The organism is Nostoc sp. LEGE 12454 (genome assembly GCF_056620565.1).
In genome coordinates this window covers 229,087-255,900 of the sequence record NZ_JBWQXL010000002.1, presented here as the reverse complement: position 1 = coordinate 255,900, position 26,814 = coordinate 229,087, and the positions used below count along the sequence as shown (strand labels likewise).

At 42.0% G+C, this 26,814-nt stretch carries 28 protein-coding genes and 1 pseudogene; 16 read left to right on the top strand and 13 right to left on the bottom strand.

From position 1 onward, the window contains the following. Positions 1-130: 130 nt before the first annotated feature. The 4 genes from rlmN to lgt all read right to left on the bottom strand — a co-directional run bounded on the left by rlmN (position 131) and on the right by lgt (position 3,656). Positions 131-1,222, bottom strand: a complete 1,092-nt coding sequence (gene rlmN / locus AC1F2U_RS03340) for a dual-specificity RNA methyltransferase RlmN (RefSeq protein WP_480259820.1) — start codon at positions 1,220-1,222, stop codon at positions 131-133. Positions 1,223-1,302: 80 nt separating this feature from the next. After that, on the bottom strand, positions 1,303-1,656 hold the full coding sequence (locus tag AC1F2U_RS03335) for a phenylpyruvate tautomerase MIF-related protein (RefSeq protein ID WP_480259819.1): 354 nt from the start codon (positions 1,654-1,656) through the stop codon (positions 1,303-1,305). Positions 1,657-1,773: 117 nt separating this feature from the next. Beyond that, positions 1,774-2,598: a precorrin-4 C(11)-methyltransferase gene (cobM, locus tag AC1F2U_RS03330; protein WP_480259818.1), complete on the bottom strand. Its 825-nt coding sequence runs from the start codon at positions 2,596-2,598 to the stop codon at positions 1,774-1,776. Positions 2,599-2,780: 182 nt separating this feature from the next. Beyond that, positions 2,781-3,656, bottom strand: a complete 876-nt coding sequence (gene lgt / locus AC1F2U_RS03325; RefSeq protein WP_480259817.1) for a prolipoprotein diacylglyceryl transferase — start codon at positions 3,654-3,656, stop codon at positions 2,781-2,783. 295 nt (positions 3,657-3,951) lie between these two features. On the opposite strand from lgt, the gene coaD reads away from it, so the two are divergent. The 3 genes from coaD (at position 3,952) to AC1F2U_RS03310 (ending at position 5,553) form a co-directional block, all read left to right on the top strand. Continuing rightward, complete coding sequence (gene coaD, locus AC1F2U_RS03320; RefSeq protein WP_335201560.1) at positions 3,952-4,503, top strand: pantetheine-phosphate adenylyltransferase; 552 nt, start codon at positions 3,952-3,954, stop codon at positions 4,501-4,503. Then, positions 4,413-5,081: a DivIVA domain-containing protein gene (locus AC1F2U_RS03315; protein WP_480259816.1), complete on the top strand. Its 669-nt coding sequence runs from the start codon at positions 4,413-4,415 to the stop codon at positions 5,079-5,081. Before coaD ends, AC1F2U_RS03315 begins: the two co-directional genes overlap by 91 nt. 163 nt (positions 5,082-5,244) lie before the next feature. Then, complete coding sequence (locus AC1F2U_RS03310) at positions 5,245-5,553, top strand: Ycf66 family protein (RefSeq protein WP_480259814.1); 309 nt, start codon at positions 5,245-5,247, stop codon at positions 5,551-5,553. A gap of 70 nt (positions 5,554-5,623) precedes the next feature. On the opposite strand, the gene AC1F2U_RS03305 is transcribed toward AC1F2U_RS03310, so the two are convergent. The 3 genes from AC1F2U_RS03305 to cysS all read right to left on the bottom strand — a co-directional run bounded on the left by AC1F2U_RS03305 (position 5,624) and on the right by cysS (position 10,049). Continuing rightward, complete coding sequence (locus AC1F2U_RS03305) at positions 5,624-6,970, bottom strand: TldD/PmbA family protein (protein WP_480259813.1); 1,347 nt, start codon at positions 6,968-6,970, stop codon at positions 5,624-5,626. Positions 6,971-7,080: 110 nt separating this feature from the next. Then, the gene (locus tag AC1F2U_RS03300; protein ID WP_480259812.1) at positions 7,081-8,520 is read right to left on the bottom strand and encodes a TldD/PmbA family protein; all 1,440 of its coding nucleotides are present in this window, start codon (positions 8,518-8,520) and stop codon (positions 7,081-7,083) included. A gap of 83 nt (positions 8,521-8,603) precedes the next feature. Continuing rightward, on the bottom strand, positions 8,604-10,049 hold the full coding sequence (gene cysS / locus AC1F2U_RS03295) for a cysteine--tRNA ligase (RefSeq protein ID WP_480259811.1): 1,446 nt from the start codon (positions 10,047-10,049) through the stop codon (positions 8,604-8,606). 137 nt (positions 10,050-10,186) lie between these two features. On the opposite strand from cysS, the gene AC1F2U_RS03290 reads away from it, so the two are divergent. Continuing rightward, entirely contained in the window at positions 10,187-11,293 is a 1,107-nt protein-coding gene (locus AC1F2U_RS03290) for a CobW family GTP-binding protein (protein ID WP_480259810.1), read from the top strand. 43 nt (positions 11,294-11,336) lie between these two features. On the opposite strand, the gene AC1F2U_RS03285 is transcribed toward AC1F2U_RS03290, so the two are convergent. After that, entirely contained in the window at positions 11,337-11,489 is a 153-nt protein-coding gene (locus tag AC1F2U_RS03285) for a hypothetical protein (protein WP_334872200.1), read from the bottom strand. Beyond that, on the bottom strand, positions 11,461-12,243 hold the full coding sequence (locus AC1F2U_RS03280; protein WP_480259809.1) for an Rpn family recombination-promoting nuclease/putative transposase: 783 nt from the start codon (positions 12,241-12,243) through the stop codon (positions 11,461-11,463). The genes AC1F2U_RS03285 and AC1F2U_RS03280 overlap by 29 nt, the downstream gene beginning before the upstream one ends. Before the next feature lie 90 nt (positions 12,244-12,333). On the opposite strand from AC1F2U_RS03280, the gene dtd reads away from it, so the two are divergent. The 4 genes from dtd to AC1F2U_RS03260 all read left to right on the top strand — a co-directional run bounded on the left by dtd (position 12,334) and on the right by AC1F2U_RS03260 (position 15,695). Then, positions 12,334-12,786: a D-aminoacyl-tRNA deacylase gene (gene dtd / locus AC1F2U_RS03275; protein ID WP_480259808.1), complete on the top strand. Its 453-nt coding sequence runs from the start codon at positions 12,334-12,336 to the stop codon at positions 12,784-12,786. Positions 12,787-12,889: 103 nt separating this feature from the next. Continuing rightward, the gene (gene psb28, locus AC1F2U_RS03270; RefSeq protein ID WP_480259807.1) at positions 12,890-13,231 is read left to right on the top strand and encodes a photosystem II reaction center protein Psb28; all 342 of its coding nucleotides are present in this window, start codon (positions 12,890-12,892) and stop codon (positions 13,229-13,231) included. A gap of 91 nt (positions 13,232-13,322) precedes the next feature. Then, entirely contained in the window at positions 13,323-13,832 is a 510-nt protein-coding gene (locus tag AC1F2U_RS03265) for a MogA/MoaB family molybdenum cofactor biosynthesis protein (RefSeq protein ID WP_480259806.1), read from the top strand. 180 nt (positions 13,833-14,012) lie between these two features. After that, positions 14,013-15,695: a diguanylate cyclase domain-containing protein gene (locus tag AC1F2U_RS03260; protein ID WP_480259805.1), complete on the top strand. Its 1,683-nt coding sequence runs from the start codon at positions 14,013-14,015 to the stop codon at positions 15,693-15,695. Between the two features lie 163 nt (positions 15,696-15,858). On the opposite strand, the gene mraY is transcribed toward AC1F2U_RS03260, so the two are convergent. Next, a complete protein-coding gene (gene mraY, locus AC1F2U_RS03255) occupies positions 15,859-16,962 on the bottom strand; it encodes a phospho-N-acetylmuramoyl-pentapeptide-transferase (protein WP_480259804.1) in 1,104 nt (367 codons plus the stop codon). A 79-nt stretch (positions 16,963-17,041) separates the two neighbouring features. Beyond that, a complete protein-coding gene (locus AC1F2U_RS03250) occupies positions 17,042-17,284 on the bottom strand; it encodes a DUF3134 domain-containing protein (RefSeq protein WP_094349539.1) in 243 nt (80 codons plus the stop codon). A 244-nt stretch (positions 17,285-17,528) separates the two neighbouring features. Here AC1F2U_RS03250 and AC1F2U_RS03245 point away from each other — a divergent pair, with 244 nt between their 5' ends. The 5 genes and pseudogenes from AC1F2U_RS03245 to mdh all read left to right on the top strand — a co-directional run bounded on the left by AC1F2U_RS03245 (position 17,529) and on the right by mdh (position 21,169). Beyond that, entirely contained in the window at positions 17,529-18,113 is a 585-nt protein-coding gene (locus AC1F2U_RS03245; RefSeq protein ID WP_480259803.1) for a PAP/fibrillin family protein, read from the top strand. A 319-nt stretch (positions 18,114-18,432) separates the two neighbouring features. Beyond that, positions 18,433-18,648 carry a photosystem I reaction center subunit IV gene (locus AC1F2U_RS03240; protein WP_094349537.1) on the top strand — a complete coding sequence of 72 codons (216 nt, stop codon included), beginning with the start codon at positions 18,433-18,435 and terminating at the stop codon, positions 18,646-18,648. A 252-nt stretch (positions 18,649-18,900) separates the two neighbouring features. After that, complete coding sequence (locus AC1F2U_RS03235) at positions 18,901-19,761, top strand: DNA-formamidopyrimidine glycosylase (RefSeq protein ID WP_480259802.1); 861 nt, start codon at positions 18,901-18,903, stop codon at positions 19,759-19,761. A gap of 86 nt (positions 19,762-19,847) precedes the next feature. Then, positions 19,848-20,063, top strand: a complete 216-nt coding sequence (ndhO, locus tag AC1F2U_RS03230; RefSeq protein ID WP_194042991.1) for an NAD(P)H-quinone oxidoreductase subunit O — start codon at positions 19,848-19,850, stop codon at positions 20,061-20,063. 86 nt (positions 20,064-20,149) lie between these two features. After that, positions 20,150-21,169, top strand: a pseudogene (mdh, locus tag AC1F2U_RS03225) (malate dehydrogenase). Positions 21,170-21,282: 113 nt separating this feature from the next. Here mdh and AC1F2U_RS03220 read toward each other — a convergent pair. Together AC1F2U_RS03220 and AC1F2U_RS03215 are read right to left on the bottom strand one after the other, a co-directional pair. Next, on the bottom strand, positions 21,283-21,615 hold the full coding sequence (locus AC1F2U_RS03220) for a translation initiation factor (RefSeq protein ID WP_334842732.1): 333 nt from the start codon (positions 21,613-21,615) through the stop codon (positions 21,283-21,285). A gap of 95 nt (positions 21,616-21,710) precedes the next feature. Continuing rightward, the gene (locus AC1F2U_RS03215) at positions 21,711-22,193 is read right to left on the bottom strand and encodes a hypothetical protein (protein WP_480259801.1); all 483 of its coding nucleotides are present in this window, start codon (positions 22,191-22,193) and stop codon (positions 21,711-21,713) included. Positions 22,194-22,531: 338 nt separating this feature from the next. On the opposite strand from AC1F2U_RS03215, the gene AC1F2U_RS03210 reads away from it, so the two are divergent. From AC1F2U_RS03210 to AC1F2U_RS03200, 3 genes are read left to right on the top strand one after another with little or no spacing between them, the layout of a single operon-like run. Further along, positions 22,532-23,176: a hypothetical protein gene (locus AC1F2U_RS03210; RefSeq protein ID WP_480259800.1), complete on the top strand. Its 645-nt coding sequence runs from the start codon at positions 22,532-22,534 to the stop codon at positions 23,174-23,176. 56 nt (positions 23,177-23,232) lie between these two features. Beyond that, positions 23,233-25,227 (top strand): P-loop NTPase fold protein, encoded by a 1,995-nt coding sequence (locus tag AC1F2U_RS03205; protein ID WP_480259799.1) that lies wholly within the window; start codon positions 23,233-23,235, stop codon positions 25,225-25,227. A 2-nt stretch (positions 25,228-25,229) separates the two neighbouring features. After that, complete coding sequence (locus AC1F2U_RS03200; RefSeq protein ID WP_480259798.1) at positions 25,230-26,684, top strand: DUF1802 family protein; 1,455 nt, start codon at positions 25,230-25,232, stop codon at positions 26,682-26,684. Positions 26,685-26,814: the final 130 nt, after the last annotated feature.

Here is a 26,814-nt window from a genome sequence, read left to right as displayed (position 1 = left end):
TATCGGTTGGGTTGAGCGATCGCTTAACCTTAATATAACAATTTCTACCGCTACCCTATTGCACCAATTGGGACTAACGTCAAGATATCTGTAAGATTGAAAGTAATTAAATTTACTGACTGTAACAGATTTAATTCTTACTCGCTCTTAGTTGCCCACAAGCAGCATCAGCTTCTAAACCACGGGAATAACGGACGCTAACAGCAGTATTTTGCTGCTTGAGAACGTTGACAAATGCTTGAATGCGATCGCGGTTGGGGCGTTTGTAGTCTACTTCTTGGATGGGATTGTAGGGAATCAAATTCACATGACTTTGAAATCCTCGCATACATTTTGAAAGTTCCAGTGCGTGTTCTGGTAAATCGTTAACACCAGCCAGGAGAACATATTCAAAAGTAACCCGGCGGCCAGTGATTTCTACATATTCCCGACATTCAGCCAGTAAATCTTCGAGAGGATAGGCGCGGGCGCTGGGGATGAGTTTTTCGCGTAGTGCTTGGTTGGGTGCGTGGAGACTCACAGCCAGAGTGATTTGCAAATTATTTTGCGCGAACTGACGGATGCGATCGCGAATACCCACTGTAGAAACTGTAAGCGATCGCTGCCCAATACCGACATCTTGATTGAGGGATTTCAGGGCTGCTAAGACATTCTCAGTATTCAACAACGGTTCACCCAGTCCCATAAACACCACATTGCTAACCCGTTGTTGAAAATCCTCTTGCACAGTCAACACCTGATCGACAATTTCATGCCGTGCTAGGTTGCGTTTGTAGCCTCCCTTACCAGTAGCGCAGAAATCACACGCCATTGGGCAACCCACCTGAGTAGAGACGCAAACTGTCAAACGGGCTTTTGGGCCTTCTCCCCTTTCTGCGAAGGTGGGGATGCCTACAGTTTCAATAATCTGCCCGTCTGTTAATCGTAAAAGATATTTCACCGTACCATCGGGAGCCTCAGAGCGGTAATGTAAAATTGAACGCCCTACGGGAACTTCTGCTACTTCTTGCCGCCATTGCTTGGAAAAGACAGAAATATCAGCTAGCGATCGCACCCCTTTGTCATAGATCCATTCATGCAGCTGCTTTCCTCTGTAAGCAGGTTGTCCTTGTTGCTGCACCCAAGTAGTTAACTCTGCCAGAGAAGCACCTAGAAGGGGAGGGATTAATTCTGATTTTTCTGAGTTGAAGTCAACCTGAGATACAAGAGGCGTAGCAGACATAAAAAAGATCGTGAGTTGATGTTGGATCTCTATCCTACAGCTGCTAGATCGAGTTAGTCTTGACTAAAGATGACGAGAAACTAGCCAAAAGTTGTGCCGTTCCAGCCCCACATTGCACCCTTAGCGTCTGCAAACTCAATGTAAATACGATTTTTCGGCACGCCTAGAGTTTGGTTAATCTGCTGGCAAAAGTCTTGACTCATTGCTGCGGTTTGCTCTGGCTTCATCGTGCCAACGCTTTTAATTTCAATGTAGCAAACTGGGTCTGTATTCCCTGCAAAAGTCATGGGGATTCCTGGTTCAAAAGCAGTCATTACATAGGATTCTGGTTTTCCTAAATGTTTCGCTAACTTGGCTGATAGGTTTAAAAGCATTGACTCAACTTCAGCTTTTTGAAAAGCAGATGCAGAAGTTTGCACTTTAATTAAAGGCATAGTACCGAATTGGAATTTTGGATTTTCTTGACATTGTTAAGTTTATCGAAATGTAGAGGTACAGAGTACAAAGATTAGGGAGGTGGAGAGTAGTGAGATGAGGAGAATAACCAATATTTAGTTATGAGATGAGCGAAATAGGTGATTATGTTCGGGATGATATAAACGCGATCGCCCTTTTGTTGTTGAGAGTGCTGGACTGATTATATAAAGTGTAGTGCGAATTAGTTTTTCTTGATGAGTGCAGTCTGCCATTTGATTTAGAGGGACAACCCTGATTTTTTCATCAGGCCATCCGATGCGAAAGCAAATCGCAATCAGGGTTTCGGGTGGATAGTGTTCGAGTAGTTTAGCTTGGGCATTTTCGACGTGACGCGCACTTAGATATAAGCAGAGGCTAGCCTGATGTGCTGCAAGAGTGGCTAATTCTTCGGCGACGGGGACTTCTGTACGTCCGCTGATGCGTGTCAAAATGATAGTTTGAACTAAACCAGGGACAGTCAGTTCTAGTTTTAGTTTGGCAGCTGCGGCTTGAAAAGCGCTGATACCAGGTATGACTTCAAAAGAAATATTTGCCTCTGCAAGGAGGTGCATTTGCTCGTGGATGGCGCTGTAGAGACTAGGATCGCCAGAATGGAGACGGACTACAGATTTGTGTTGCGATCGCACTCTATCGATCGTAATCGCCACAATCTCTTCTAAAGTCTGATTCGCAGTTCTAATTATCTCGGCATCTTTTCGGCAAAGTTCTAAAATTTGTTCGGGTACTAAAGAATCAGCAAATAAAATTACATCAGCAACAGCCAGTAGTTTCTGCGCCTTCACCGTTAATAAATCAGGATCTCCAGGGCCAGCTCCGACAATATACACAGATGGTTCTACAGTATATAGTGTTTTTTTATAGCTTAAGCTTTCTGTATATTCACTCTTAGAAGAACACACGGCAATCCCTCAAAAAAATTTTTTGGCATTTTCTTCAGTATCTTTCCGGATTTACCCTCTTTCCCTAGTAGAGAGTAATGGTAGATGCACCCTGGTTAAGCCCTAGAGAATACTCTGGGGCATTTTTTATTTTTTAGTGATTGGGAATTGAGCATAAGGCATAGTTATTCTCCTTGTTCTTCTCATCTCCCACTCTCCCCATTTCCCTTAAGAGAAGGAACTACATCGGGTAAAGGGCGTTTGAGTAAGTAAAGCCAAGCTAATCCAACTAATCCCAATAGAATTCCTAGACTACTAACTACTTGTGCCATCCGTAATGGCCCCAGCATCAAGCTATCAGTACGAAAGCCTTCAATCCACAAGCGTCCTAAGCTGTAGGCTGGCCAGTAAATTAGAAATAGTGTGCCTACCTTCAGGCGTGGCTTACCGGATAAAGACCGGAAAAACAACGTTATTAGTAGCGTAAACACCATTAAATCCCATAGAGATTCGTAGAGGAAGGTGGGGTGAAAGTAATCGAAATTAACATAGTCTAAAGGACGATGGTCTTGTGGAATATAGAGTTTCCAGGGTAAATCAGTGGGATCGCCAAAAGCTTCAGAATTAAAGAAATTGCCCCAACGTCCGATCGCTTGCCCTAAAATCAGCGAAGGTGCTACTAAATCTGCCAATTGCCAGAAAGAAACCTGCTTGATTTTGGCAAAGATTAACGCAGCCACAACGCCACCAAGAATCGCTCCATGAATGGCAATACCTCCTTCCCAGATCGCAAAGATTTTTCCTGGAGTTGGGGCATATTTTGACCACTCAAAAAAAACGTAATATAGGCGTGCGCCAGGAATTGCCCCAATCAACAACCAAAAGAACAAATCACCTAGCAACTCAGGATTAACGTTACGGCGCTTTGCCAAATTCTGGGAAAGGATAACGCCAATTAACACTGCTGTGGCAATCAACAAGCCGTACCAACGAATACTTAGTGGCCCTATTTTCACCAGAATCGGTCCTGGAGAAGTAAATTGAAACGCCAAGGGCAAAGTGGGAAAATCCAGTGCCATGAAAAATTACCTAGAATAGTTCGTTAACTACCCGCGCACTTTGCTAAGTACGGAGTTTCTTGTGTCTTGAATACTGTAACTACATTTGAATCTTCCACAACATTGTGGGGACGTAGGTAAAAATCCAGTATTCATATTTAGGAGTCTAGTTCCTAACGCCTAGTTGAGCATAACTTGTGCCACTAAAACAATTGAGTTTACCATCCTTACCGAGAGCGCAAGATGGTAGATTTGAGTAAGTTACACAAAACGGTTTCGATATAATCACCTAAATAACTTTGATATATTTAAAATTGTGATCGCTATTTATCCTGGTAGCTTCGACCCCATCACTTTGGGACACCTCGATCTTATCCAGCGCGGTAGTCGACTGTTTGAGCGGGTGATTGTCGCTGTACTACGGAATCCTAACAAGATGCCACTTTTTAGTGTGGAGCAACGGCTAGATCAGATCCGTCTTTCTACAGAACATCTACCTAATGTAAAAGTAGACAGCTTTGATGGTCTTACCGTAAATTATGCTCAAATGCAACAAGCACAAGTTTTGATCCGGGGTCTACGAGCTGTGTCAGATTTTGAAGTGGAACTGCAAATGGCTCACACCAATAAAACTCTTTCTACCCAAATAGAAACAGTTTTTCTCGCAACCTCAAATGAGTATAGTTTTTTAAGTAGTAGTGTGGTAAAAGAGATTGCAAGGTTTGGTGGCTCTATCGATCATCTCGTTCCCCCACACATTGCCCTAGATATATACCAATGCTACAATCAGAAATCTCCAATGTTGAACCCAATCTCAACGGAAGCAATCCCCCCTCTCAAGAATATCTCGGTGGAGAGGGAAGCATAGATATTCAGCAGGAACTCAACCGCCTAGAGGAAATGGTTCTCTCTAGTCTCAGGATTCCGCTAACGGGACGCACACTCATAGATGAAGAAAAGCTGCTAGATCAGCTTGATTACATCCGGCTGGCTTTACCATCACTTTTTCAAGAAGCAGCAACAGTTCTCGAACAAAAGGACGAAATTCTGCTGGAAGCGGAAGAGTATGGGCAGCAGGTAGTTGAGGCTGCACAAGCAAAAAGAGCGCAAATTTTAGCTGAAAGCGATATTATTCACCAGGCGGAACAGGAAGCTGAACGACTGCGGCGACAAGTGCAACAAGAGTGTGAGGGGATAATGCAAGAAACCCTCGCCGAGATTGACCGCAAGCGGTATGCTTGTCAGCAAGAGTTAGAGCTGATGCGACAAAATGCGATCGCTCATGCTCAAGAAATTGAAGATGGTGCTGATGCTTATGCCGATGGCATTTTGGGAAATATCGAGCAGGATCTCAAAGATATGTTGCGAATTATCACCAACGGACGGCAACAATTGCAAATTGATAACCTCACCCAGCGTAATTCACCTCCTGGCAAAAAAAGATAGAGGTTCTAACGAAAGATGAGGAAAAATTATCGGTTGGGTTTCGCTATTGCTTAACCCAACAATTTTCATAAAGGAATAATTTTAGGGAATCTACCTACTAATAAATTTTAAATTTTAGCTTGTAATTAAGCAGGATTTTTTATAAATGCTTACTTTCGCTCAAGTGAATTTTGGATTAAATCTAGCTGGTTTAATTGGAATTATTTATTTGCTTTGGGCAATTATTTACTTGATTTTAACAGTAGCCTGGCTATCCCAACGTGGAACCAGGCTTAGAGGTTGGGCTTTAGCACTTTACATTATCCAACTTATATTTACGCCAATTATAATGTTGTTAAGTGGAGCAATCTTGTATTATCAAGGTTGGCGTTTAGATCCAGTTCTTCAATTTGAGCAATTTTTATTGTTGCTATTAATTCTTTACCTGAGCATCAAAGATATTGTAATTAATGCAGTTTACAGAGATAGGTAATTTTATAATTTTTTTGTAGAGACGTGAACTGTCCGTCTCTAGCAAAAATAAATATTTTTACATAAGAAAACTACAAAGTGTATGTAAAATCTTCTACCAGCATACCGGGAACTAAACTACCTCCAAGTTGACGACTTTCATAAGTCCCTACTTCGGGAATGAATTCTTGAAAAGTAGTCAAATCTATTAGATTTTCTCCCCAGAAGCGATAGAGACTTTCATCAAAACGTAAGTTTTCAATGGGTGCGATAATTTCTCCGTTTTCTACCCAAAAACAAGCATAACGAGTCATACCTGTGATTCTACCAGTGTGGCGATCGCTCCAATTCAAGTAATGTAAATTTGATACATATAATCCTGTATCTAAACTCGGAAGAATCTGCTCAAATCCTAAATTTCCCGGATTCACTTCTGGCGCTCGTAAAGTTTCTGAACCATTAGCGCCGTTGGCAATTTTTTGATATTCTTTAGCAGTGCGAGAATTCACTAAAGTATTTACCAAACGTCCTTTTTCTATTACAGGTAACTCCGGTGCTGCCATTTCTCCCAATTCATTAAATCGCGGCACTAATCCCCGCTGAAAGTTTTCTTTCAAACTAAATCTTAGAGAAAGTTGTTTTTCTTGACGCGATAAAGCAGCTAAAGCACTGTTCCCTTGTTGGATATCAGCTTCGCTTACTGCTCCCCAAGAAAGCATCAATAATAAATCTGCAACGGCAGCAGGTGCAAAATAAGTTTTGTACTGTCCCCGTGGCAGTTCTTTAGTTGGGTGAGCAAGCAATTCTAGTTGTTTTTTAGCTTCGCTAATTTTGGCTATATATTTAGATTCATTCCAATCACTCCCGGCAAACGTGCCTTTAACTGCTTGTCCAGATGGAGAAAATAGAGAATAATCTAAGGTAAAAGAATCAGTAGAAAACCAGTGCTTTTGACCGCTAGAATCACCATAAGCTTTAATTATTACTCCACCTGCATATATTCCTGTAAAATCCAATTCAGCAACTAGTTCTAGCACAGTTGGAACTACTGCTTCCGCCGCCAATAAATTTCCCGAATGTACTTCCCGGCTGGTATTATTTCCTGATGGCAAAACTAGATATGGATCGATGGGTAGTAGAATAAGTTCGTCACGTAGTTCTTGCAAAGCGGTATATGCTAACTGCCAGTCTACCTCCCAATTTCCAGTAAAGGGAAACTGCCGAACACTGTTGCGCTGCTCTTTCATCAAAGTCAGTTCTATCCAACCATCAGCAACACAACCAGTTTGTCGCACTTTCGCATGATTAAAACGAGTAAATTGACTTATTTCACTGCTAAGTCTCACAGTGAATTGTTCATTTTCTGCTTTTTTAATCAGCAAACTTTCAATCAGTCGATTAAAACTGACTTCTAATGCAGATAATTCCTCAAGTTTCATAGATATTAAATATCAATAGGGAATAGGGAGACGGAAAAAGCTAGGAGTTAGGAGTTAGGAGTTGAAGAAATTGTTAACTCATAACTTCTAACTCTTGTATTTGCATTTTTTCAAGTTCCTCCACCAAAAACTTCGACATTAGCAAATACACAGACAGGTGAACCATGTCCTACCGAAATAGCCTGATTTGGTTCTCCTTTGCCACAATAAGGAGTACCATACATTTGCCAGTTTGTGGCATCTCCGACTTTAATTAAACTATGCCAAAAATCTGGTGTTGTGGCGCGATAGTTAGGATTACGAAGGGTTTTGGTGAGTTTGCCATTTTCAATTAATTTAGCGTACTCGCAACCAAATTGAAATTTGTAGCGGCGATCGTCAATTGACCAAGAACGGTTAGATTCCATGTAAACGCCGTGTTCTATCCCGCCAATAATGTCTTCAAAAGTGCCGTTTAAAGGCTCTAAATTCAAGTTTGCCATGCGATCGATCGCTGGTCGATTCCATGAGCAAGCACGGGCACAGGCAACTCCTGCTACACCTGCTCTGGCTTGACTCTCCAGACTGCCTAAACCCCGTTGGAGTACACCTTCTTTAACTAAATACTCCTTTGTTGCTACAGCACCCGTATCATCAAAGCCATAACTAGCAAATTCACCAGGCACGGTAGGATCAAAGGTAATGTTCATCAACGGCGAACCATATACTAGGTTGCCAAAATCACTTTTATTAACAAAGCTGCCCCCAGCATAGTTACGCTCATCTCCCAAAATTCGGTCAATTTCTAGGGGATGCCCGACACTTTCATGGATTTGCAGCATCATTTGGTCTGGCGCTAAAACTAAATTGGTACGAGTGCTTGGGCATTCTTCTGCTGTCAAGAGTTCTACTGCTTGTTCGCCAATTTGCCGCACCCGATGCCATAAGTTTTCTTGTTTTAATAGTTCGAGTCCGCCTTGGTAACAGTTTGCTTGCGAACCGTTGTTGCTGCACTGTTGTACAACCGCTCCATCTTGGGCAGTAGCTCCGTAATTCGTGCCTATAGATAGTATTTTTTGATAGACTTCTGAGCCATTGCTGCTAATAAACCAAGATTCTCGCTCAGTTGTGCTAGCACTGGCTATGGTTTGCACAATCTTGTCGTCAACTTTGAGCGTTTGGCAAATACGAACCAGTAAATCGTTGATTTCTCCTGGACTCAAAGCATCCAATGGCTCAATAAATGGAGATTTATATTCACCAACGACTTTAGGGCGCTCACTTTCACGGAAGGGATGTATCCACCATTCACTGGCTGCTAGTGCCTGTTTATAGGCTGTTTGGGCAGCGTTTTGCAGGGAAGACGGTTCTAGAGAGTTAGTAGCTGCATAACCCAGACAGCCATTAACCAAAACTTCCAGCATGGCTCCAACAGTGAAGGATTTGCCGTTTAGTTGGGGTAAGGCGTCACGGACAAAACGGGTAGTAGAAGTTTCCTTTACGGCTCTAATACCAATCCAATCAGCAGGAATATCGAAACTAGCGATCGCTTTTTTGAGTTCAGACCACATAATTTTGGGGAATAAAGAATGGGGAATGGGGAATGGGGAATGGGGAATGGGGAATTTTCCCCCTACTACCCACTCCCTACTCCTTAATTCCGATGCCAGCGTGTACCATCACGGCTATCAATTAGCGTAATACTTTGTGCTTGGAGTTCGTCACGAATGCGATCGCTTTCAGCAAAATTCTTGGCTTTACGTGCTTCTTGCCTTTGCTGAATTTTCGCTTCAATTTCCGCATCGCTTAAACCATTACTGGTTTGAGTTTCGGCTTCCATCTCGGCTTCTAAACCCAAGACTCCAGCTAATGTGACGAGAGTTTGCCATTGACGCTGTAACTCATCTGATGATGTTTCTGTTTTCCCTTCATGCACAATAATATTTCCCTCACGGCGCAGTTCTTTGGCTAATTCAAACAGCACTGTTAATCCACCAGGAAAATTAAAGTCGTTATTTACGGTTTCTTGAAAGCGTTCAACAGTTTCAGGAAGTAGTGAGGCAGTCCCCAATCCCCATCCTAGTTTTTTACCGTATTGGTAGCCGAAGAGTAAACCTTCTTTAATGGTGTGCCAGCCGTTGGTTGCTGCGGCGATCGCTTCGTCGGTAAAATCTATGGGTGTACGATATTGAGCGGTCAGTACGAACAACCGCACTGCCATCGGGTCAACTCCTCGATCCAGCAATTCTCGAATAGTGATAAAGTTGCCCAAAGATTTGGACATTTTTTCACCATCTACTTTCACCATGCCGTTATGCAGCCAATAACGCGCTAGAGGTTTTCCTGTCACAGCCTCAGATTGGGCAATTTCGTTTTCGTGGTGGGGAAAAATTAAGTCAGCACCACCAGCATGAATATCGATGGTATCACCCAAGCGATCGCGCACCATTGCCGAGCATTCAATGTGCCAACCTGGACGACCTGCGCCCCAAGGTGATTCCCAAGCTGGTTCTCCTGGTTTTGCTGCCTTCCATAAAGCAAAATCAAAGGGGTCTTTCTTTTTCTGATATTCTGGATCTTCTACATTGACGCGATCGCTTTTCCCGGCTTGCATATCTTCTAACTTGCGTCCCGAAAGCTTGCCATACTCAGCAAACTGCCGGACTGCATAATACACATCGCCGTCAGCAGGGTAGGCAAAACCTTTATTTTCCAACTCATGAATTAACCGCTGAATGCCATTCATCGTGTGGGTAGCGCGGGGATATTCATCAGCTTCTTTGATTCCTAACCGCGCCATATCCTCAAAATATGCTTTGATAAAGCGATCGGCTACAGCTTCCATTGATGAATGTTCAAGACAGGCTCGATTGAGAATCTTGTCATCAATATCGGTAAAATTTTGGATATATCGGACTTCATAACCGATAAACTGGAGGTATCGGCGGATTACATCCCAAACGATGCAAGCTCTAGCATGACCCAAATGGCAGTAGTCGTACACCGTCACGCCGCAGTAATACATCTTAACCTTGCCTGTTTCGACTGTTTCAAACGGTTCTTGACGACGGGTGAGGGTATTGTAAAGGGTTAGGGTCATAACAGAGTAATGCTGAAATAGGGAGATACGTAATAATAGGGTAAAGCAGCTGGGATGACAGTCCAGCATCCCTATGCTAGTGTTTTCTGGACTATCTGCGCTACATTACTATTTTTTGACTATTTGATAACAGCGCTATGCAATCAGCAGTTACACCCGAATCTTCGGCAATGGATACGCCCAAACAAGGAATGCCAGTAACAATTATTACGGGTTTCCTCGGTAGTGGCAAGACGACTTTACTCAATCATATCCTCAACAACCAACAGGGTTTAAAAACCGCTGTTCTCGTAAATGAATTTGGCGAAATTGGCATCGACAACGAGCTAATTGTTTCCACTGGTGAGAACATGGTGGAACTAAATAATGGTTGTATTTGCTGCACTATTAATAATGATTTAGTAGATGCAGTTTACAAAGTTTTAGAACGCCAAGAAAATCTAGATTATCTAGTAGTGGAAACAACTGGATTAGCAGATCCGCTACCAGTAGCTCTAACATTTCTGGGCACAGAATTGCGGGATTTAACCCGCTTGGATTCGATTATTACTGTGGTAGACGCGGCAAATTACAGCCTAGATTTATTTAACTCGGAAGCAGCATACAGCCAAATTGCTTATGGTGATGTAATTGTGCTGAACAAGGCAGATTTGGTTGATGAAGCCACTTTGAACGAGTTAGAAGGAAAAATTAACGAAGTCAAGGAAGGAGCAAGAATTATCCGCGCGACGCGATCGCAAGTTCCACTTCCTTTAATTCTGAGTGTTGGTCTGTTTGAGTCGGATAAATATTTTGACACAGTGGTGGATGAACACGACCATCACGATCATCATGACCATGAACATGACCATTCAACATGCGGTCACGATCATCACGACCATGACCATGACCATCACGATCATCACCATCATTCTGACCATTTAGAAAATGATGGTTTTACTTCTATATCTTTCCAGAGTGACAAGCCTTTTTCTATTAGGAAATTTCAATATTTCTTAGATAACCAGCTACCCTCAAATATCTTCCGAGCCAAGGGGATTATGTGGTTTGATGAAAGTCCCAAGCGTCATATTTTCCACCTTTGTGGTAAACGCTTCACCTTGGATGATGATGAATGGAAAGGTCAATTGAAAAACCAACTAGTGCTGATTGGTCAAAATTTGGATCGTGAGGCTTTAATTAGTCAACTTGAAAAATGCATTTGTCTACCTTCAAGCTCTCGCGGTAAAGGGTTTGGCAAATAAAAGTTAGGAGTTAGAGACGCGATTAATCGCGTCTGTACAAGAGTTAAAAGTTTAATACTCGTTCCCAGGTTCCACCTGGGAATGCGTTCCTAATCGCTCCGCCATCAATTTTGAGCAATGAAAATGAGAGAATAGCGTAGGCGTAGCCCGTCGTAGAAATCGCTTCTTCACTCCCCTGCATTACCAACTTCTTCATTTACCAACTGCTGTACCTGCTCTACAGATAACCCCGTAACTTTCGCAACGATTTCCACTGAGATTCCCTCTTGAAGCAAATTCGTCGCTATACGCCGTACTCCTTCAGCACGACCTTCAGCAATACCTTCAGCTAGGATAGCTTGATAAGTTACTGACTCCTGCATAAGTTCCCTCGGCAGCAATTGTTGAATTATCTCTTTCTCTAATACTAGCCCAGCCAGAATGAACGCTGAGGCTGCAATATTGTTTTGGATACGTTGATCGGTAATTTCTGAAATTTCCTGAGCAACTTGTTGTAACGTAGCAGTGCGGTTATTTGTCTGACTTAACACTGCAAATGGTAATAATCCTGGATGCTCCAAAAATACACTTGTTGGTTGCTCCCAAAGACGAATTACCTCGAACCTATGAGAAGTTTCTTCCAAAGCGAATGTGGTTTGTTGCACAAGTTCTGAATTTGTCTGTTGAAGATAAATCACTACTTGACGCATTCGCTTATTTTTAAAGCGGCGATACACGCGCAACCGATAATCAATCATGCGAAAGGGAATATCAGCTTTCGGTTGGGTTTGGAACTCCAAATGCAGCACAACTTCATCGGATTGGAGCAATATCAGCGCATCGGCGCGGATTGGTTCCAGAGAAAGTTCAGAAGGGCTTAATTCAGTGAGGGTAATAGATTCTCCTAACAGCCAAGTGGCAAAGTCACTAGAGAAAGTTTCGGCAAGGAACTTACAAACGTTATCGAACATTAAGAAATTTTATCAGGTGGTAGACACTCGTTGTTTTTAGTTTTTATATCTTGCTCTAAAATCAAAACGTTGATAAATTTTCTGATTAAAATGCGCGTTGTTATCCAGCGAGTCAAATCATCTCAAGTTACAGTTAATGGTGAAATTATCGGTAAAGTTGGGCGGGGGCTAAATTTGCTTGTAGGTATAGCCAATACCGATACTGATGCTGAAATCGACTGGATGGTTCGTAAATGCTTAGAATTGCGGCTCTTTCCTGACGAAGGAGGAGACGAACGATGGCAAAAATCTATACAAGAAATTGGTGGGGAGTTATTAGTAGTCAGTCAGTTTACCCTTTACGGTGACTGTCGCAAAGGTCGCCGTCCTTCTTTTGACCGTTCAGCGCCTCCCCAATCGGCAGAAGATTTGTATAATCGTTTTGTTAGCAAGTTAAGAGTTAGCGGGTTGCAGGTGGAAACAGGTAAATTTGGTGCAATGATGCAAGTTACAATTGAAAACGACGGTCCCGTAACTTTGTTACTTGAAAAAGAAGCGATTTAAGTATATACACTAGAAAGCGAATAACAGTAGGCTCTAGACCGTGGTGTTCTAATTGATGAGAGAATATTAAATTAACCATCACCAAAGTTTAAATTCATTCATCATGGCGAAAATCCAGTTTTCTAGAGGTCTTGACGAAGAGGTAACTCCAGATGTGCGCTTGACGCGATCGCGTACTGGGGACAGTGGTACAGCGACCTTTATTTTTACGAATCCGAAAATTTTAGATCAAGGTACTACCGAAGATATTACCGGAATGTACTTGATTGACGAAGAAGGCGAAATAATTACCCGTGAAGTTAAGGCTAAATTTGTTAACGGGAAACCGGAAGAATTAGAAGCACTTTACGTCATGAAATCTGCCCAAGAATGGGATCGTTTTATGCGCTTCATGGAGCGCTATGCTGAAGAAAACGATCTGGGATTGAGCAAAAACGAGGCATAGGGCATAGGGCATCGGTAATTGTCATGTTCTAATGAATGCGCCATTTACCATGCCCAATTATCCATTATTAAAAGTTCATGAGTGACATATAATGCCACAACCCCACCCAGACTCGCCTAGAGTTTTAGTAACTTGTGCTGTGGTTACTGTCAGCGATACACGCACTTTGGAAACAGACAAAAGTGGCCAGCTAATTCAGCAGTTACTCCTTGGTGCTAACCATGCTGTAGGAGCCTACACGATTATCAAAGATGAACCAACACAAATTCAAGGGCAGATAGAAAATCTGGGCAAAAGCTCAAATTTGGATGCTGTAATTTTTAATGGTGGTACAGGTATTGCACCAAGAGATACTACCTATGATGCTATTGAGAAGTTACTAGAGAAAACTTTGCCGGGATTTGGTGAGTTATTTCGTTTTTTAAGTTATCAAGAAATTGGTTCGCGGGCGATCGCTTCTCGCGCTGTTGCTGGTGTTTATCAAGACAAATTAATCTTCTCGCTTCCTGGTTCTAGTAATGCTGTGCGACTAGCAATGGAAAAACTCATTTTACCCGAACTCCTTCACTTGGTAAGTCAGGTTTGTAAGCGGGTGAAATAAGCAGTAATTCAGACGGACGACGCACGAATCTCATCCTTTGTACACATGGATCTTGAAGCTACCCAGAGATAATTATAGTTAAACAAATAAGATGTTGATATCAGGTTAGTGATGGAGTCTATTTACTGGAATTGCATAATTGCTCACGGCATTACTGCATTTTCATACTTTGGCATCCCTATGATAATAGGGGTTTGCTTTGCCAAAACTAAGGCAACTATCCCTTCTAAGTTTTGGCTAGCCTTTTTATTATCAGGTGGATTCGTACTATTTTGCGGATTTCATCACCTTTTAGCTGTGTTTGAACCTCATCAAGCAGTGTCATTGTTGCACTTAGCCGTACTTGATCTAATGGCGTTTATTTCCTTGTCCGCGTTATTTTACTTGATACCAACCGCTTATCAAATTGTAGAGGCGATCGCCAAATATCAAGAAGATACCCGCGAACTTCAATGCAGGCAGCAGATACAACGGCTATTCCTAGATCAGGGCCCGTTTGGAGCCTATATCAAAGATGAGCAATCTAGAGTGCTTTACTACAACCAGGAGCTACAGTCTAGATTTTCGTTAGATCCACAAGAATGGATCGGGAAAAGAAATAGTGAATTCTTCCCAGATCCAGAAGAGGGGCGGCAGATAATGGAAAACGATCAAATCGTTTTGAAGACTCTACGCCCCTTGAAGCTGATTGAAGAGGTAAAGATGCCTGGTAACGATCAGCCGTGCTACTGGCTATCGTTTAAGTTTCCATTTAGCGATTACGCAACAGGCGCTTGGCGCATCGGTGGCATCAGTATCGATATTACAGAATCCATAGAAACACAGCGATCGCTCACTGACCTAAATCGGCAGCTAGAAGAAAAAACACTGAAATTAGAGGTAAAAAAACGGGAACTTATATATCTTACGGATATGGCGGATATGCTTTATTCCTGCGAGTCTGAAGATGAGGTGTATCAAGTGGTTGCTTTAACCTGTTCCAAGCTATTTCCTAATATGAGTGGTTGTATCAATATAATTGCTGATTCTAAAAATTATGTTCAGATGAATAGTAATTGGGGATGCAAAATAAGCAGTAAAGAAGTATTTTCACTATCTGATTGTTGGGCATTGCGGAGAGGGAAATTAAACCTTTCATCGTCTTGTCATCCAGGATTGATATGTAACCACTTAATACCGCCTGTTAGCGGTGTACATTTATGTGTTCCATTGTTTGGAAAAAGCGAAGTAATTGGCATTTTACACATCTATGCCCTTGAAGAAATCAGCTCAGAATCTCAGCAAATTGCTGAGATTCTTGCTAGATATTTAGCCTTTGCATTAAATAATCTATCGATAAAACAACGTCTAACCTATGAGAACTTGCGGGATGGGATGACCCAACTATTCAATCAAAACTATATGCAAACTATAACGGGACAAAGGCTAGCGGAGGCTGAACGGTCGGGACAACCTCTTAGTGTTATTTTCCTTGATATCGATGACTTCAAATCTTACAACTCGCATTATGGACATTTGACTGCCAACATTGTTATCCAGGAATTAGCAAAACTGCTGTTAAAATCTATTCGCTCCTTTGACATTGCTTGCAGATGGGGTGGTGAAGAATTTGTAATTGTGATGCCTAATATGACGCTGGAAGCGCTCAGGAAGCGAGTAGAACAACTAAGGGTAGATGTTGAACAAATGCAATTGAAGGACGGCGATCGGCTCCTCGAAAGCATCACCGCTTCTTTTGGAATAGCTGTATCAGAACCAGGGATTACGGTTAAGGATTTTCTGAATCGGGCAAATCAAGCGATGCTTGAGGCAAAGCGAACAGGAAAGAATCGGGTTATGGAGTATGTAAATACTTGTAATTAATAATTCATAACACCACAAACGGTAGAATGGGCAGCCCTTCAGTTGGCATCAAGCGTCAGACTTTCCAGCATAGAAATCAGAAACTCATAAATTTACCCTATAAAAAAACAACCCCCTGAAGATGTGGGAGTTGTTTTTTATATTCAAGCAGTTTTTAAAACATTCAGAATGGAGCGATCGCTAAACAAATAGTAGCCAAAATCGCAGCGATTATATAAAACACTCCAACCACTTGCAATTCTGACCAGCCAGTAAGTTCTAAATGATGGTGTAAAGGTGCCATTTTGAAGAGACGTTTGCCTTTGCCATCGGGGCCTTTTGTGGCTTTGTAATAACTTACCTGTGCCATTACCGAAAGGGTTTCTACAAAGAAGATACCACTGAGAATAAACAGACCTACTAAAGTGTTTGTCAATAGTGCTACAGCAGCTAAAGCACCTCCCAGTGCTAAAGAACCGGTATCTCCCATGAAAACGCGGGCTGGGTTACGATTATGGGCTAAGAAACCTAAGCACCCACCACTTAAAGCAGCACAGAAAACCATCAATCCTGGTGCTGTTGGTGCGACTAGAGCACCTAATGCCAAAAGTGCGATCGCTACTGTTCCTGCTGCCAAGCCATCAATACCATCTGTTAAATTAGTCGCATTACTTTCTGCAACTAGTACAAAACCTGCTAAAGGCCAAAATAGAAATCCTAAGGGTAGTGTGAAGCTCACCCAAGGCAAAGCAATATTTGTAATATTAGAAGGTTGATTAAACATCAGCCACAGACAAAACATAGCCGCAAAACTCACCTGCAAAGCCAGTTTTGTTTGTGGAGATATACCTTTATTTGATTTACGGCGCAGAATTTGCCAATCGTCGAGCCAGCCAATCAATCCATAGCTGATTGTCAAAGCCGAAACTGCAAGCACCTCTTTAGAAAAGTTAGACAATATACAGGCAAGCAACACAGATACAGGTATAAAAAATATACCGCCCATTGTGGGAGTGCCTGCCTTTTTGAGATGAGCTTGGGGCCCATCTTCGCGAATTATTTGTCCAGTTTTAAGTGCTTGAAGTAAAGGTATTACCCAATAGCCCACCACACCTGAACCCAACGCACACAACAGTAATGGCAGAGTTAGCGACATACTTTGCCACGGTAGCCGATTGGCCATCGAATCCAAGAAAAAAGCTGTTGTACCTAACCCTACGGCTAATAAAGAGGCTAGAGCGATTCCAGAAATGTTTAATCCTTGCTCAGGAGATAATTTAGCGTCCACAGAAGTTTCCCTTCACTCCACACTTATAAAATTGAATAGCAGTAACTAGGGATACTACCAAGTCCCTAGCCTGAAAAGGCTAATTCTCAGCGATTCCTATATCATCATCGTCATCATCATCGAGGTCGTAGCCAATTCCATCATCTACACCCATTAGGGAGTCTATTCCTTCTTCGTCAGCTTGAAAATCCGGTTCGTGAACGTCACGCGCGATAATGCGACCGTTGTTTTGTAACCAGTCCAACAATGAGGACTCCGGCTTTAGGGGGATGACATCGGCTCTTTGGTTACGAGCTGCTTCACGTAATGGAGAGTTCAACATATCGAGTCAGGACAAGAAAAGGTTTACGTAAGTTGACATTTAGAGTCTATCACTTGACACGGATTAATTTAGTTATCTTTTCAACCCTTTAATTGAGAAATCCGCATTCAGATAGAAATTTTTTTATTTAATAAGCATAAGGCTTAGGTCAAGCGATTCTTAGTAATTTTTATGGCTCTACATATATGTCATTAATATCTTGTTTATGCTGATGGAAAGTGAGTGATTTTTGAGGTTACAGGCGATGATGAGAAAAGCGGCTCTTATGGATGCGATCGCTGGTACAAATCGCGGTCTACTGGCGACCGAAGAACAGAAACAAGCTATCTTAGCAGCGATCGCCAATTTAGAAGACTTTAATCCTACACCCCGTCCGGTGGAAGCTAGTAATTTGCTAGATGGCAATTGGCGATTACTATACACCACTAGCAAGGCTCTTTTAAACTTAGATCGTTTACCTTTATGTAAACTGGGTCAAATATATCAGTATATCCGGGTAGATACTACCAGTGTTTACAACATCGCTGAGATTTATGGCTTACCTTATTTAGAAGGATTAGTCAGCGTTGCTGCTAAATTTGAGCCAGTTTCAGGTCGGCGCGTCCAAGTGAAATTTGAGCGTTCTATTATCGGCTTACAACGTTTAATAGAATACAATTCTCCGGTAACTTTTATCCAACAAATTGAAGAAGGTAGAAAATTTCCCGGAATTGATGTTGCCATAAACAGTGACAAACAGCAAGGCTGGTTAGATATCACTTATATAGATAACGACCTACGGATCGGCAGAGGTAATGAGGGAAGTGTGTTTGTCTTAACTAAAACATAAGCTTTGCACGAATAACCTTTTGCGAACGAAGGTACGCTATAACGTCTACCTTGTCAAGTAGGGTCTAATACCTTTTGCAATTTTGGATGTGGTATCTAACTGGTGAGATGAGGGAGCAGGGGAGCAGGGGAGAAGTTGCAGGAAAGGAAGTCTTTCTCCTCTGCCCCTCTGCCTCTTGTACCCCATGCCCAATGCCCCATGCCCACTCCCAAATTCAGACAAATAACTTAACAAAGACTCTTGCTGCGACCTTGAGGTTGTAGAGTGAAATCAATTAGCCCTCTAGATTGGCGATTGATAACTAAAAGGGAAAATAATCATGGTTCAACGTGGTTCTAAAGTACGTATTCTCCGTCCTGAATCCTACTGGTTTCAGGATCTAGGAACTGTGGCTTCTATCGACCAAAGCGGCATCAAATACCCTGTAATTGTCCGCTTTGAAAAGGTCAATTACTCTGGTATCAATACCAACAACTTTGCCCAGGATGAATTAGTCGAGGTTGAAGCACCAAAGGCTAAAGCTCCGAAAAAATAGCTGCAAAGCTACAAGGGGGTTGTTTGATGCGATGATGAAGGGTAGTCTTAAAGTCTGAAGTATGAAGTCTGAAAATTTCAGTTCATTCATTCTTTGTCCTAGCCTACCCTAATCTACGAGAGCCGCCCTGCGGGTATTTACGGTTTCTTTTGGGTAGTAATACGAGCCATCTACGGCTATGTAAGTTACTACCCCATCTTTTCTTCCTCCATCCCTCAAATAAATCATAATTGCCTGCTTAACTCAGCTTGAATGCCCGAACTGCCTGAAGTTGAAACAGTCCGAAGGGGTCTAAATCAATTGACCCTCAACCAAGAAATTACGGGAGGAGATGTGTTGCTCGATCGCACCATCGCCTACCCGTTTTCTGTTGGTGAGTTTGTTAATGGAATTGAAAATAATGCGATCGCTACTTGGCATCGTCGCGGTAAATATCTCCTCGCCGAACTCTCCTCGTCTTCCGGCTGGTTAGGGGTTCATCTGCGAATGACCGGTCAACTATTATGGCTGAAGAGAGACGAACCATTACACAAGCACACGCGGGTTAGATTATTCTTTGGGGATCGACAGGAATTGCGTTTTGTTGACCAGCGAACCTTCGGTAAAATATGGTGGGTTCCGCCTGGTGTTGCTGTAGAAAGTATTATCACTGGTTTAGCAAAACTGGCAGCAGATCCATTTTCACCCGAATTCACTGTTGAATATCTAGCAAGCAAACTCCAAAACCGCCGTCGTCCGATTAAGACTGCGCTACTGGATCAATCGGTGGTGGCGGGATTAGGTAACATTTATGCTGATGAAGCATTGTTTAAGAGTGGAATTTTACCTGAAACCTTGTGTATAGATTTGCAGCTAAAGCAAATTGAACTTTTGCGAACAGCCATAATTCAAGTGTTAGAAACCAGCATTGAGGCTGGTGGTACGACATTTAGTAATTTCTTAAATGTTAAAGGTACTAACGGCAACTATGGTGGTGTAGCCTGGGTTTATAACCGCGCTGGAGAACCCTGTCGAGTTTGTGGTACAGCAATTCAACGGATCAGGTTAGCTGGGCGATCTAGTCATTTTTGCTCCGAGTGTCAAACGTTACGGGGAGTTAGGAGACGCGATTAATCGCGTCTTTACAAAAGTTAGGAGTTCTAACTCGGAACTCTTTTAAAATGCAGGTGAAAGACGTTAAAAATTTGAGAGAGGAACTCATGGCAGTCAAAAAAGGAGATATGGTTCGCGCTGTGCGCGAGAAACTAGAAAACAGTCTGGAGGCTAAAGCTAGTGATGCTCGCTTTCCTTCTTATTTGTTTGAAACCAAGGGCGAAATTGTAGACATCAAAGGTGATTACGCCCTGATTAAGTTTGGGAAAGTACCAACACCTAATATTTGGTTACGTGTGGATCAACTTGAAGAGTTTAAATAAGTAAAAAGAATTCAGGAGTCAGAATTCAGAATTCAGCATTTATTCTGACTCCTGAATTTTTGCTGAGAAAAATCGTATCTTAATTTATGTCTTCTTCCCCTAACTCCTCAATTGTCTGTAATTTACCCCGTGTCACCATCGTGGGTGCGGGTAGGGTTGGCAGTACTTTAGCTCAACGTGTTGCAGAGAAAAACCTGGCAGATGTCGTTTTACTAGATATTATTGCGGGAATGCCTCAAGGTTTGGCGCTGGATTTGATGGAAGCTAGGGGAATTGAAATACATAATCGCCAGATTATCGGCACAAATAATTATGCTGATACATCTGGTTCCCAAATCGTGGTAATTACTGCCGGATTTCCCCGTAAACCAGGGATGAGTCGAGATGATTTGCTGAAAATTAATGCCAAGATTGTGGTGGAAGCGGCAAAAAATGCGTAGGCGTAGCCCGTCGTAGACATCGCTCATTCTCCCAATGCTATTTTTATTGTTGTCACCAACCCGTTGGATGTGATGACTTATTTAGCTTGGCAAGCAACTGGTTTACCACGCGATCGCATTATGGGTATGGCTGGTGTATTAGATTCCGCCCGTTTTGAAACCTTCATTGCCCTAGAATTGGGCGTTTTGCCCGCCGATGTCAAAGCGATGGTTTTGGGCAGTCACGGCGATTTAATGGTTCCCTTGTCTCGTTATGCTACCGTTAACGGCATTCCCATCACTGAATTGCTGGATGCTGCCACAATTGAACGTTTGGTAGAAAGAACTCGCAACGGTGGGGCAGAAATTGTGGAATTGATGCATACGGGAGGTGCTTTTTTTGCTCCGGCGTCGGCTACTAGTGTGATGGTAGAATCGATTTTATTAAATCAGTCGCGGTTGTTGCCTGTGGCCACGTATCTGCAAGGTGAATACGGTTTAGAAGATGTTGTAATTGGTGTTCCGTGTCGGTTGGGATGCGGTGGAATTGAGAGTATTTTGGAATTGACGCTGACTGATGAAGAAAGAGAGGGTTTGCATACTTCGGCTCGATCTGTGCGTCAAAATATTGAGCGATCGCAGGAAATAATTCGTAATACTTCGGCTACGCTCAATACAAGTTCGTAATTTGTATAAATAGCAGCCAAAATAAAAAGCAGTAGGTTCAAATCCCACTGCCTTATTTGTTATTCCAAAATTCATCACCTTATGAAAACCAGTATCACCAGATTGGTTTTGCGTTAACGGCGGGAATCCTGATCTGCGGGGTCGCCGTAGGGATCTTCGCTGGCTGGACGGACATCACCAAACTCCCCTGTGTCTGCGGGGTCGCCGTAAGGGTCTTCGCTAGCTGGGCGAACATTGCCGTAAGACGAGATATCTGCGGGGTCGCCGTAGGGGTCTTCACTAGCTGGGCGAACATCGCCGTAAGATGCCGGATCTGCGGGATCGCCGTATGGATCTTCGCTGGCTGGACGTACATTGCGATCGCGCAATTTGGCATCTTCTTCAGCTTGATCGCTGTTCGACCCCAAAAGCAAATCTTTCGCCTTTCGGAAAAATTCATCTACCATAATCTGTCTCCTGATTTAAGTTCGTGTTTCCGACGTGCGCGATCGGCGTTATCCTCCGGGAAACCCGCTTTCTTCTTTACACACGCTTCGCTGATCTAGAGTGCCGGAGCTGCGGATGAAGTTATACCAGTGAGATCGCGACCTGTGGCACTCCGGTTATAGCCTTGGAATTCCCGATACTTTTGTGCTTCAGATTCCGGTACTCGAATTCCTTCTGATGGTGGCGTTACCCAGTGAGCGCGATGTTCAGCATCACGGTAATATACACGCCCATTCTTGGAAAGATAGTATTTACCTTGCGCTCCTTCTTGGGGAGCATTTTTATGTTGGTTGTAGAGGTAATAAAGTCCAGCAGCACCCGCCAAAATAGCAACTTTCTGCCCTGTAGACAAGCCCTTCTTCGCTTCGGTTTGGCGATCGCTCACTGTTCTACCGACGGTATCATCAACAGGTGGTGGCACATTAGCTTTTTGGGAACCGCCTCCGCAGCTACTTAGCAAGGGAACCATTAACAATGCCGAAAGCAGCACTGCAAATAGACGCGAAACTATTTTACGTTCTTTATATATTGTGTTCATTGGATTTCGTTCTCACCTGTATTTGCTAAAAGCCTTGCTGTTGCAAAAACAAAGTTGGAATTCCTGTTATTTCCCTGGGAATTGAAAAAACATATACCACTTAATTTACAACTGCACAGCTAGAGCGTTTCTCTGTCATGATCGTCGATTTTCTCAAGCATTCCATCCCGCCTTTGAGAGAAATCGTATTCATCCCAAGGAAATATATTTTTGATTTTTGATGAGTTTATTTAGCTGAAACGTCGAAATTTTCAGCAATTTCTCGGTTATTTTTTCTGCATAAATAACTTAGAAAGATACAGTTACTATGATGCTTTTTGCCAAAAAGTACACTCAATATGACATCAAAAAATACTAGCACTCGTCTTCTTTTGGCTTTATGGGATTTGGGAGGAACGCAGCAGGAAATTAAGAAGGGTCAACTCACTAAGCGAATTGTAGCCAAAAGCCAGAAGGTAGCAGATTATCAGGGCATATTCGAGGAATTACAGAAGCAGGGTGCGATCGCAATTTCCAAAAAGGGATATTCTCTGACATCTGGCAAGGGTTTAGAGGTATTGGGTGAGGGTTTGAGAAGTGGCGATTTTAAGTTTGAAGGCACGATTGTCGGAACTTGGGCGGCGAATGCGCTGGTGAAGTGGATTAGTCAGATTGATGTTGCGGTAACTGGTGCAGATGTACCAGTTAATGGGAAGGGTGCGATCGCTTCTTATGACGAGTTTAAATCTGTGGCGTTGGAAGTCTACGACAAGTTGAACTATGAGTACAACTTTAATAATCTGGTGCCGATTTATCGCATTAGAAGAGGAATTGGCGATCGGGTTAGTCGTCAAGATTTCAATGAGTGGCTACTGGAAATACAAGAAAAAGATATTTTTCAACTAATTGCTGGAGAGATACCAGACTTGACTGCTGATAAACGCGAAGATTCAATCACCATACCAGGAGCAGGATTACGCTCTTACGCCAAGCGCTTGAGTTAATCACATTGTCACTAACATCTTTGTAGTTCCTCACACCATAATCAAACGGAATCAATATGACAAATATCCCTATTTCTCCAATAGAAGCCGTCAATGCCGCCATTCAAAGTCATAATCCATTTACCAACGCGGGCATTGTCCAAGAACAACATATTTGGGGAAAGAAGTTCCCTGATGTGCCTACGCTAAATGCCCATGCTTCTAATGCAGTTTTTCAGGCAATTGAACTGGTAAGAACAAGCCAATCTAGTCAAGATAAGGTGACATCAATAGCCATAACTGCACAACAGGGAGTTGGCAAAACTCACTTACTCAGTCGCATTCGCCATCGACTAGAACATGAAGGAGGTGCTTTATTTGTCTATGCAGGTGTCAATAACTATACAGATTTAAATCTAGTTAAGTACCAATTTCAGCAAACTTTGGCGGATAGTCTAAGCAAAACGGGTAGTCAAGGTGTCATGCAGTGGCAGGAAGTAGCAGCAGCAATGGCAAATGAAGGTTTTAAAGCCATCAATGCCAATGCTCCGAACCTTTCTCCACAGGAATTGCTCCAAAGATTTGACAAAGTATATGTAAGTTGGTTGGCTAAAAACAAAAATTTGATGGATAGGCTGATCAAAGAAGTTCTTAAAGTGAAACCAAATGCAGATCCCTATATTGTCCGGGCTATTCTGTGGACGCTTTCAGAAACTCAAGCATCTTTTGCTAGAGAATGGCTGTCTGGTGATGAACTAGCCCAATCTAATGCAGACGCTCTGGGATTACCAAATCCTAGTAAAACCAGTCAAGATAGAGAAGCTGAAGCTCTGAAAACTATTCAGCAAATCTTAAATTTAGTAAGTTACTATAACCCAGTTGTAATTTGTTTTGATGAAATAGATGTTAAAAACACTTTTAGTGAAGATGGGTTGCCTACAGAACTAGTAATTGCTGATTTAGTGAAGCGTCTGCATGATACTCTCGAACACTCTGAACTAAGTCGAGGGGTTGTTATTATCACAGTTATGTTGCCTGTTACATGGACGCAGAAGATAAATGAGATACAAGATGGCACACCTGATAGAATTTCAAAATATACGGGACGCAAACCAATAGATTTAAGATACATTGATAGTGAGTCTCTGGTGGAATTAGTCACACTTTGGTTGAAGGATTTTTACACAATTAGCAATTTATTACCACCTAATAAAGTCTACCCATTTGAAGAAAGTAACCTGAGAGAATATGGCAAAGGAAGACCAACCGTAAGAGAGGCTTTGAAATGGTGTGCAGAAAACTTTAAGGTGAAAGGCGATATTTTACCACAAGACCCATTTGAACGATTCGAGATTGCTTTAAAAAGAGAGAAAGAGGTAGAAATTGCAGATTATCTTGATGAGAAGAACAATTCTCTCATTGTTGATGCTTTGCGTTTTGCTTTTCAGACCCTTAAGGGTCAAATACTAGATGGTGAAACTTCCACAGGTGAGAAATTAGAAAAAGTCACAATCGAAGATGTTGTTGAAATCGAGCCTAAATCAAAGAATCAAGGTTGGATAAATTTCAAAATTATTGGCAAAGAGAAAGATAAGATTTTTAAAATTGGTGTTTCTGTTCTCCAGTACTCACATGGAAGAGCTGTTGGAGCCGGAATGTGGCGGTTGATTGAATATAAAACCTTCGATATAACGCGAGGGTGTTTAGTTCGTTCTAAAAATAAAGAAAAAATGATTTTCAAAAACTGGGATTCTTATGTGTATCTTAAGAAGCTTGTAGAAGAATTAGGTGGAGAACATGTAGATTTAAAACTTGATGAAGTTAAACCACTAATTGACCTATATTCTATTTATCAGCAACGCGATCATTATCAACTTAATGAAGAGCAATTACTGGAGTTTTCCCAGCCAATAACTCGTAATAATCCTTTGCTACTAGAAATTTTGAGTAATCCTTCTGGTCAGATTGATGGAGATACTATTGAAGGAGAAGAACTATTAAATGACTTCCTTAATCCTTCTATTATAGAAGAAACAGACGACTCAGATGATCTGACTGAGTTGTATACTTAAGCATGAGTGAATTAGTTGTGCTTCAAACAGCTCTGTTTTTACCTGCTCTAGAAGTTGAAGCGTTAATACAAGGGCGAATTATTGTAGCGATGCCTCGTAAATTTATACATCCGGGGCAAAAATTTGCTCTTTATCCAGCTAATGTTTCAATTAACTTATTACCCAATGAGCAGCATTATCGCTCAAACTTTTTGCCTGTTGTCCAAAATTTTATTGCAAACTTAAGTACTGAAACAACTTTGATTAAAGCTTGGGCTAAGTGTGAACTTTGCCGCAGGCTGAATTCTCCTGAATCATTAGAGGCTCTATTACAGTTAACAATCTGGACAACAGAGACATTACAACAAACTCTCTTACAAAAACCTTACATTTTTCTAGCTTTCTTGCGTGTCTATTTGTTACCGGAACCACAAGAGATTGCTGCACAGTTCCAAAGTCATCATTTTTTGCCTTTGCCAAATCCCCTGACTGTTACTGTTACCGAAACCCACCCAGTAATAAACGATCACACCTTCGCCCAACGCAAACACCAATTAGAAAAACTAGAACCCCCACTGCATCCTGAATTGGAAGAATTGCAGAGTGCGATCGCACCGCTAACCATTAGCCAACCAGCAGCTAAACAATTAGATGACGATATCAAAGTATTCTTAGGTTGGAGTAGTGACAAGCTAACAAATCTATTAGATTTAGACTTACCTTGGATTCAGAAAATTGCTGAAGTTGGAAACTCTAGCGATGGACATACATTTGAAAAATTAGTTCGTAAAGGATTACTAAAATTAGGCTTTACAGGTTCAAGCCTGAATCCAGACGCAACGGGTGGCGCAGGAGGCATGGATTTTTACACTGAACAACCTTATCCAATAGTAGGAGAGTGCAAAGCAACTAAAACTGAGAAAGTTCCTGATGGTACACCTGCACAGTTATTAAAAATAGGTATGAACCATCTTGGTAAATTTCAGTATGACAATTCTATTAAATTAATTGTAGCCGCCGGAGAACTAAATTTTTACGCATCAAGAACAGCTACCGAAAATCAAATGAATGTTATTAGCCCAGAAACTCTACAAAAACTAGTTGAACTGCAAGCACACTACAAAAATTCTATCAATTTATTAGAACTAAAAGAGTGTTTGCAACAAGCGCCTTTTGGTTTAGCTGAAGATAAAATTAATACTTATATTGATAAAGTTGAACAATCTATAAAGTTGCGATCGCACATTATCCAGCTTGTCAAAAATTATCTACAAAGCTCAGGTGCAGAATCTACTGGTGTTGAAGCTCTACATGGTGCATATTTTGGCTCACATCCGCCACAGCCAATAACAACAGCAGAAATGCACGAAATTCTGATAGAACTTTCCTCACCATTAACAGGCTATTTGGGGCGAATTAAAGGTATTAATTGGAATAGCGATCGCTTTTACTTTCTCCGCGATTTACTTATTAACTAAAGATAGTACAATCTATCTCTTTTCTTCTCTCTGCGTTCTCTGCATCTCAGCGGTTCGTTTAAAAATAACTGAAGTGCGTAGGCGTAGCCAGCCATAGTTATCGCTTTTATTTTCTGAGTGATTGATTAAC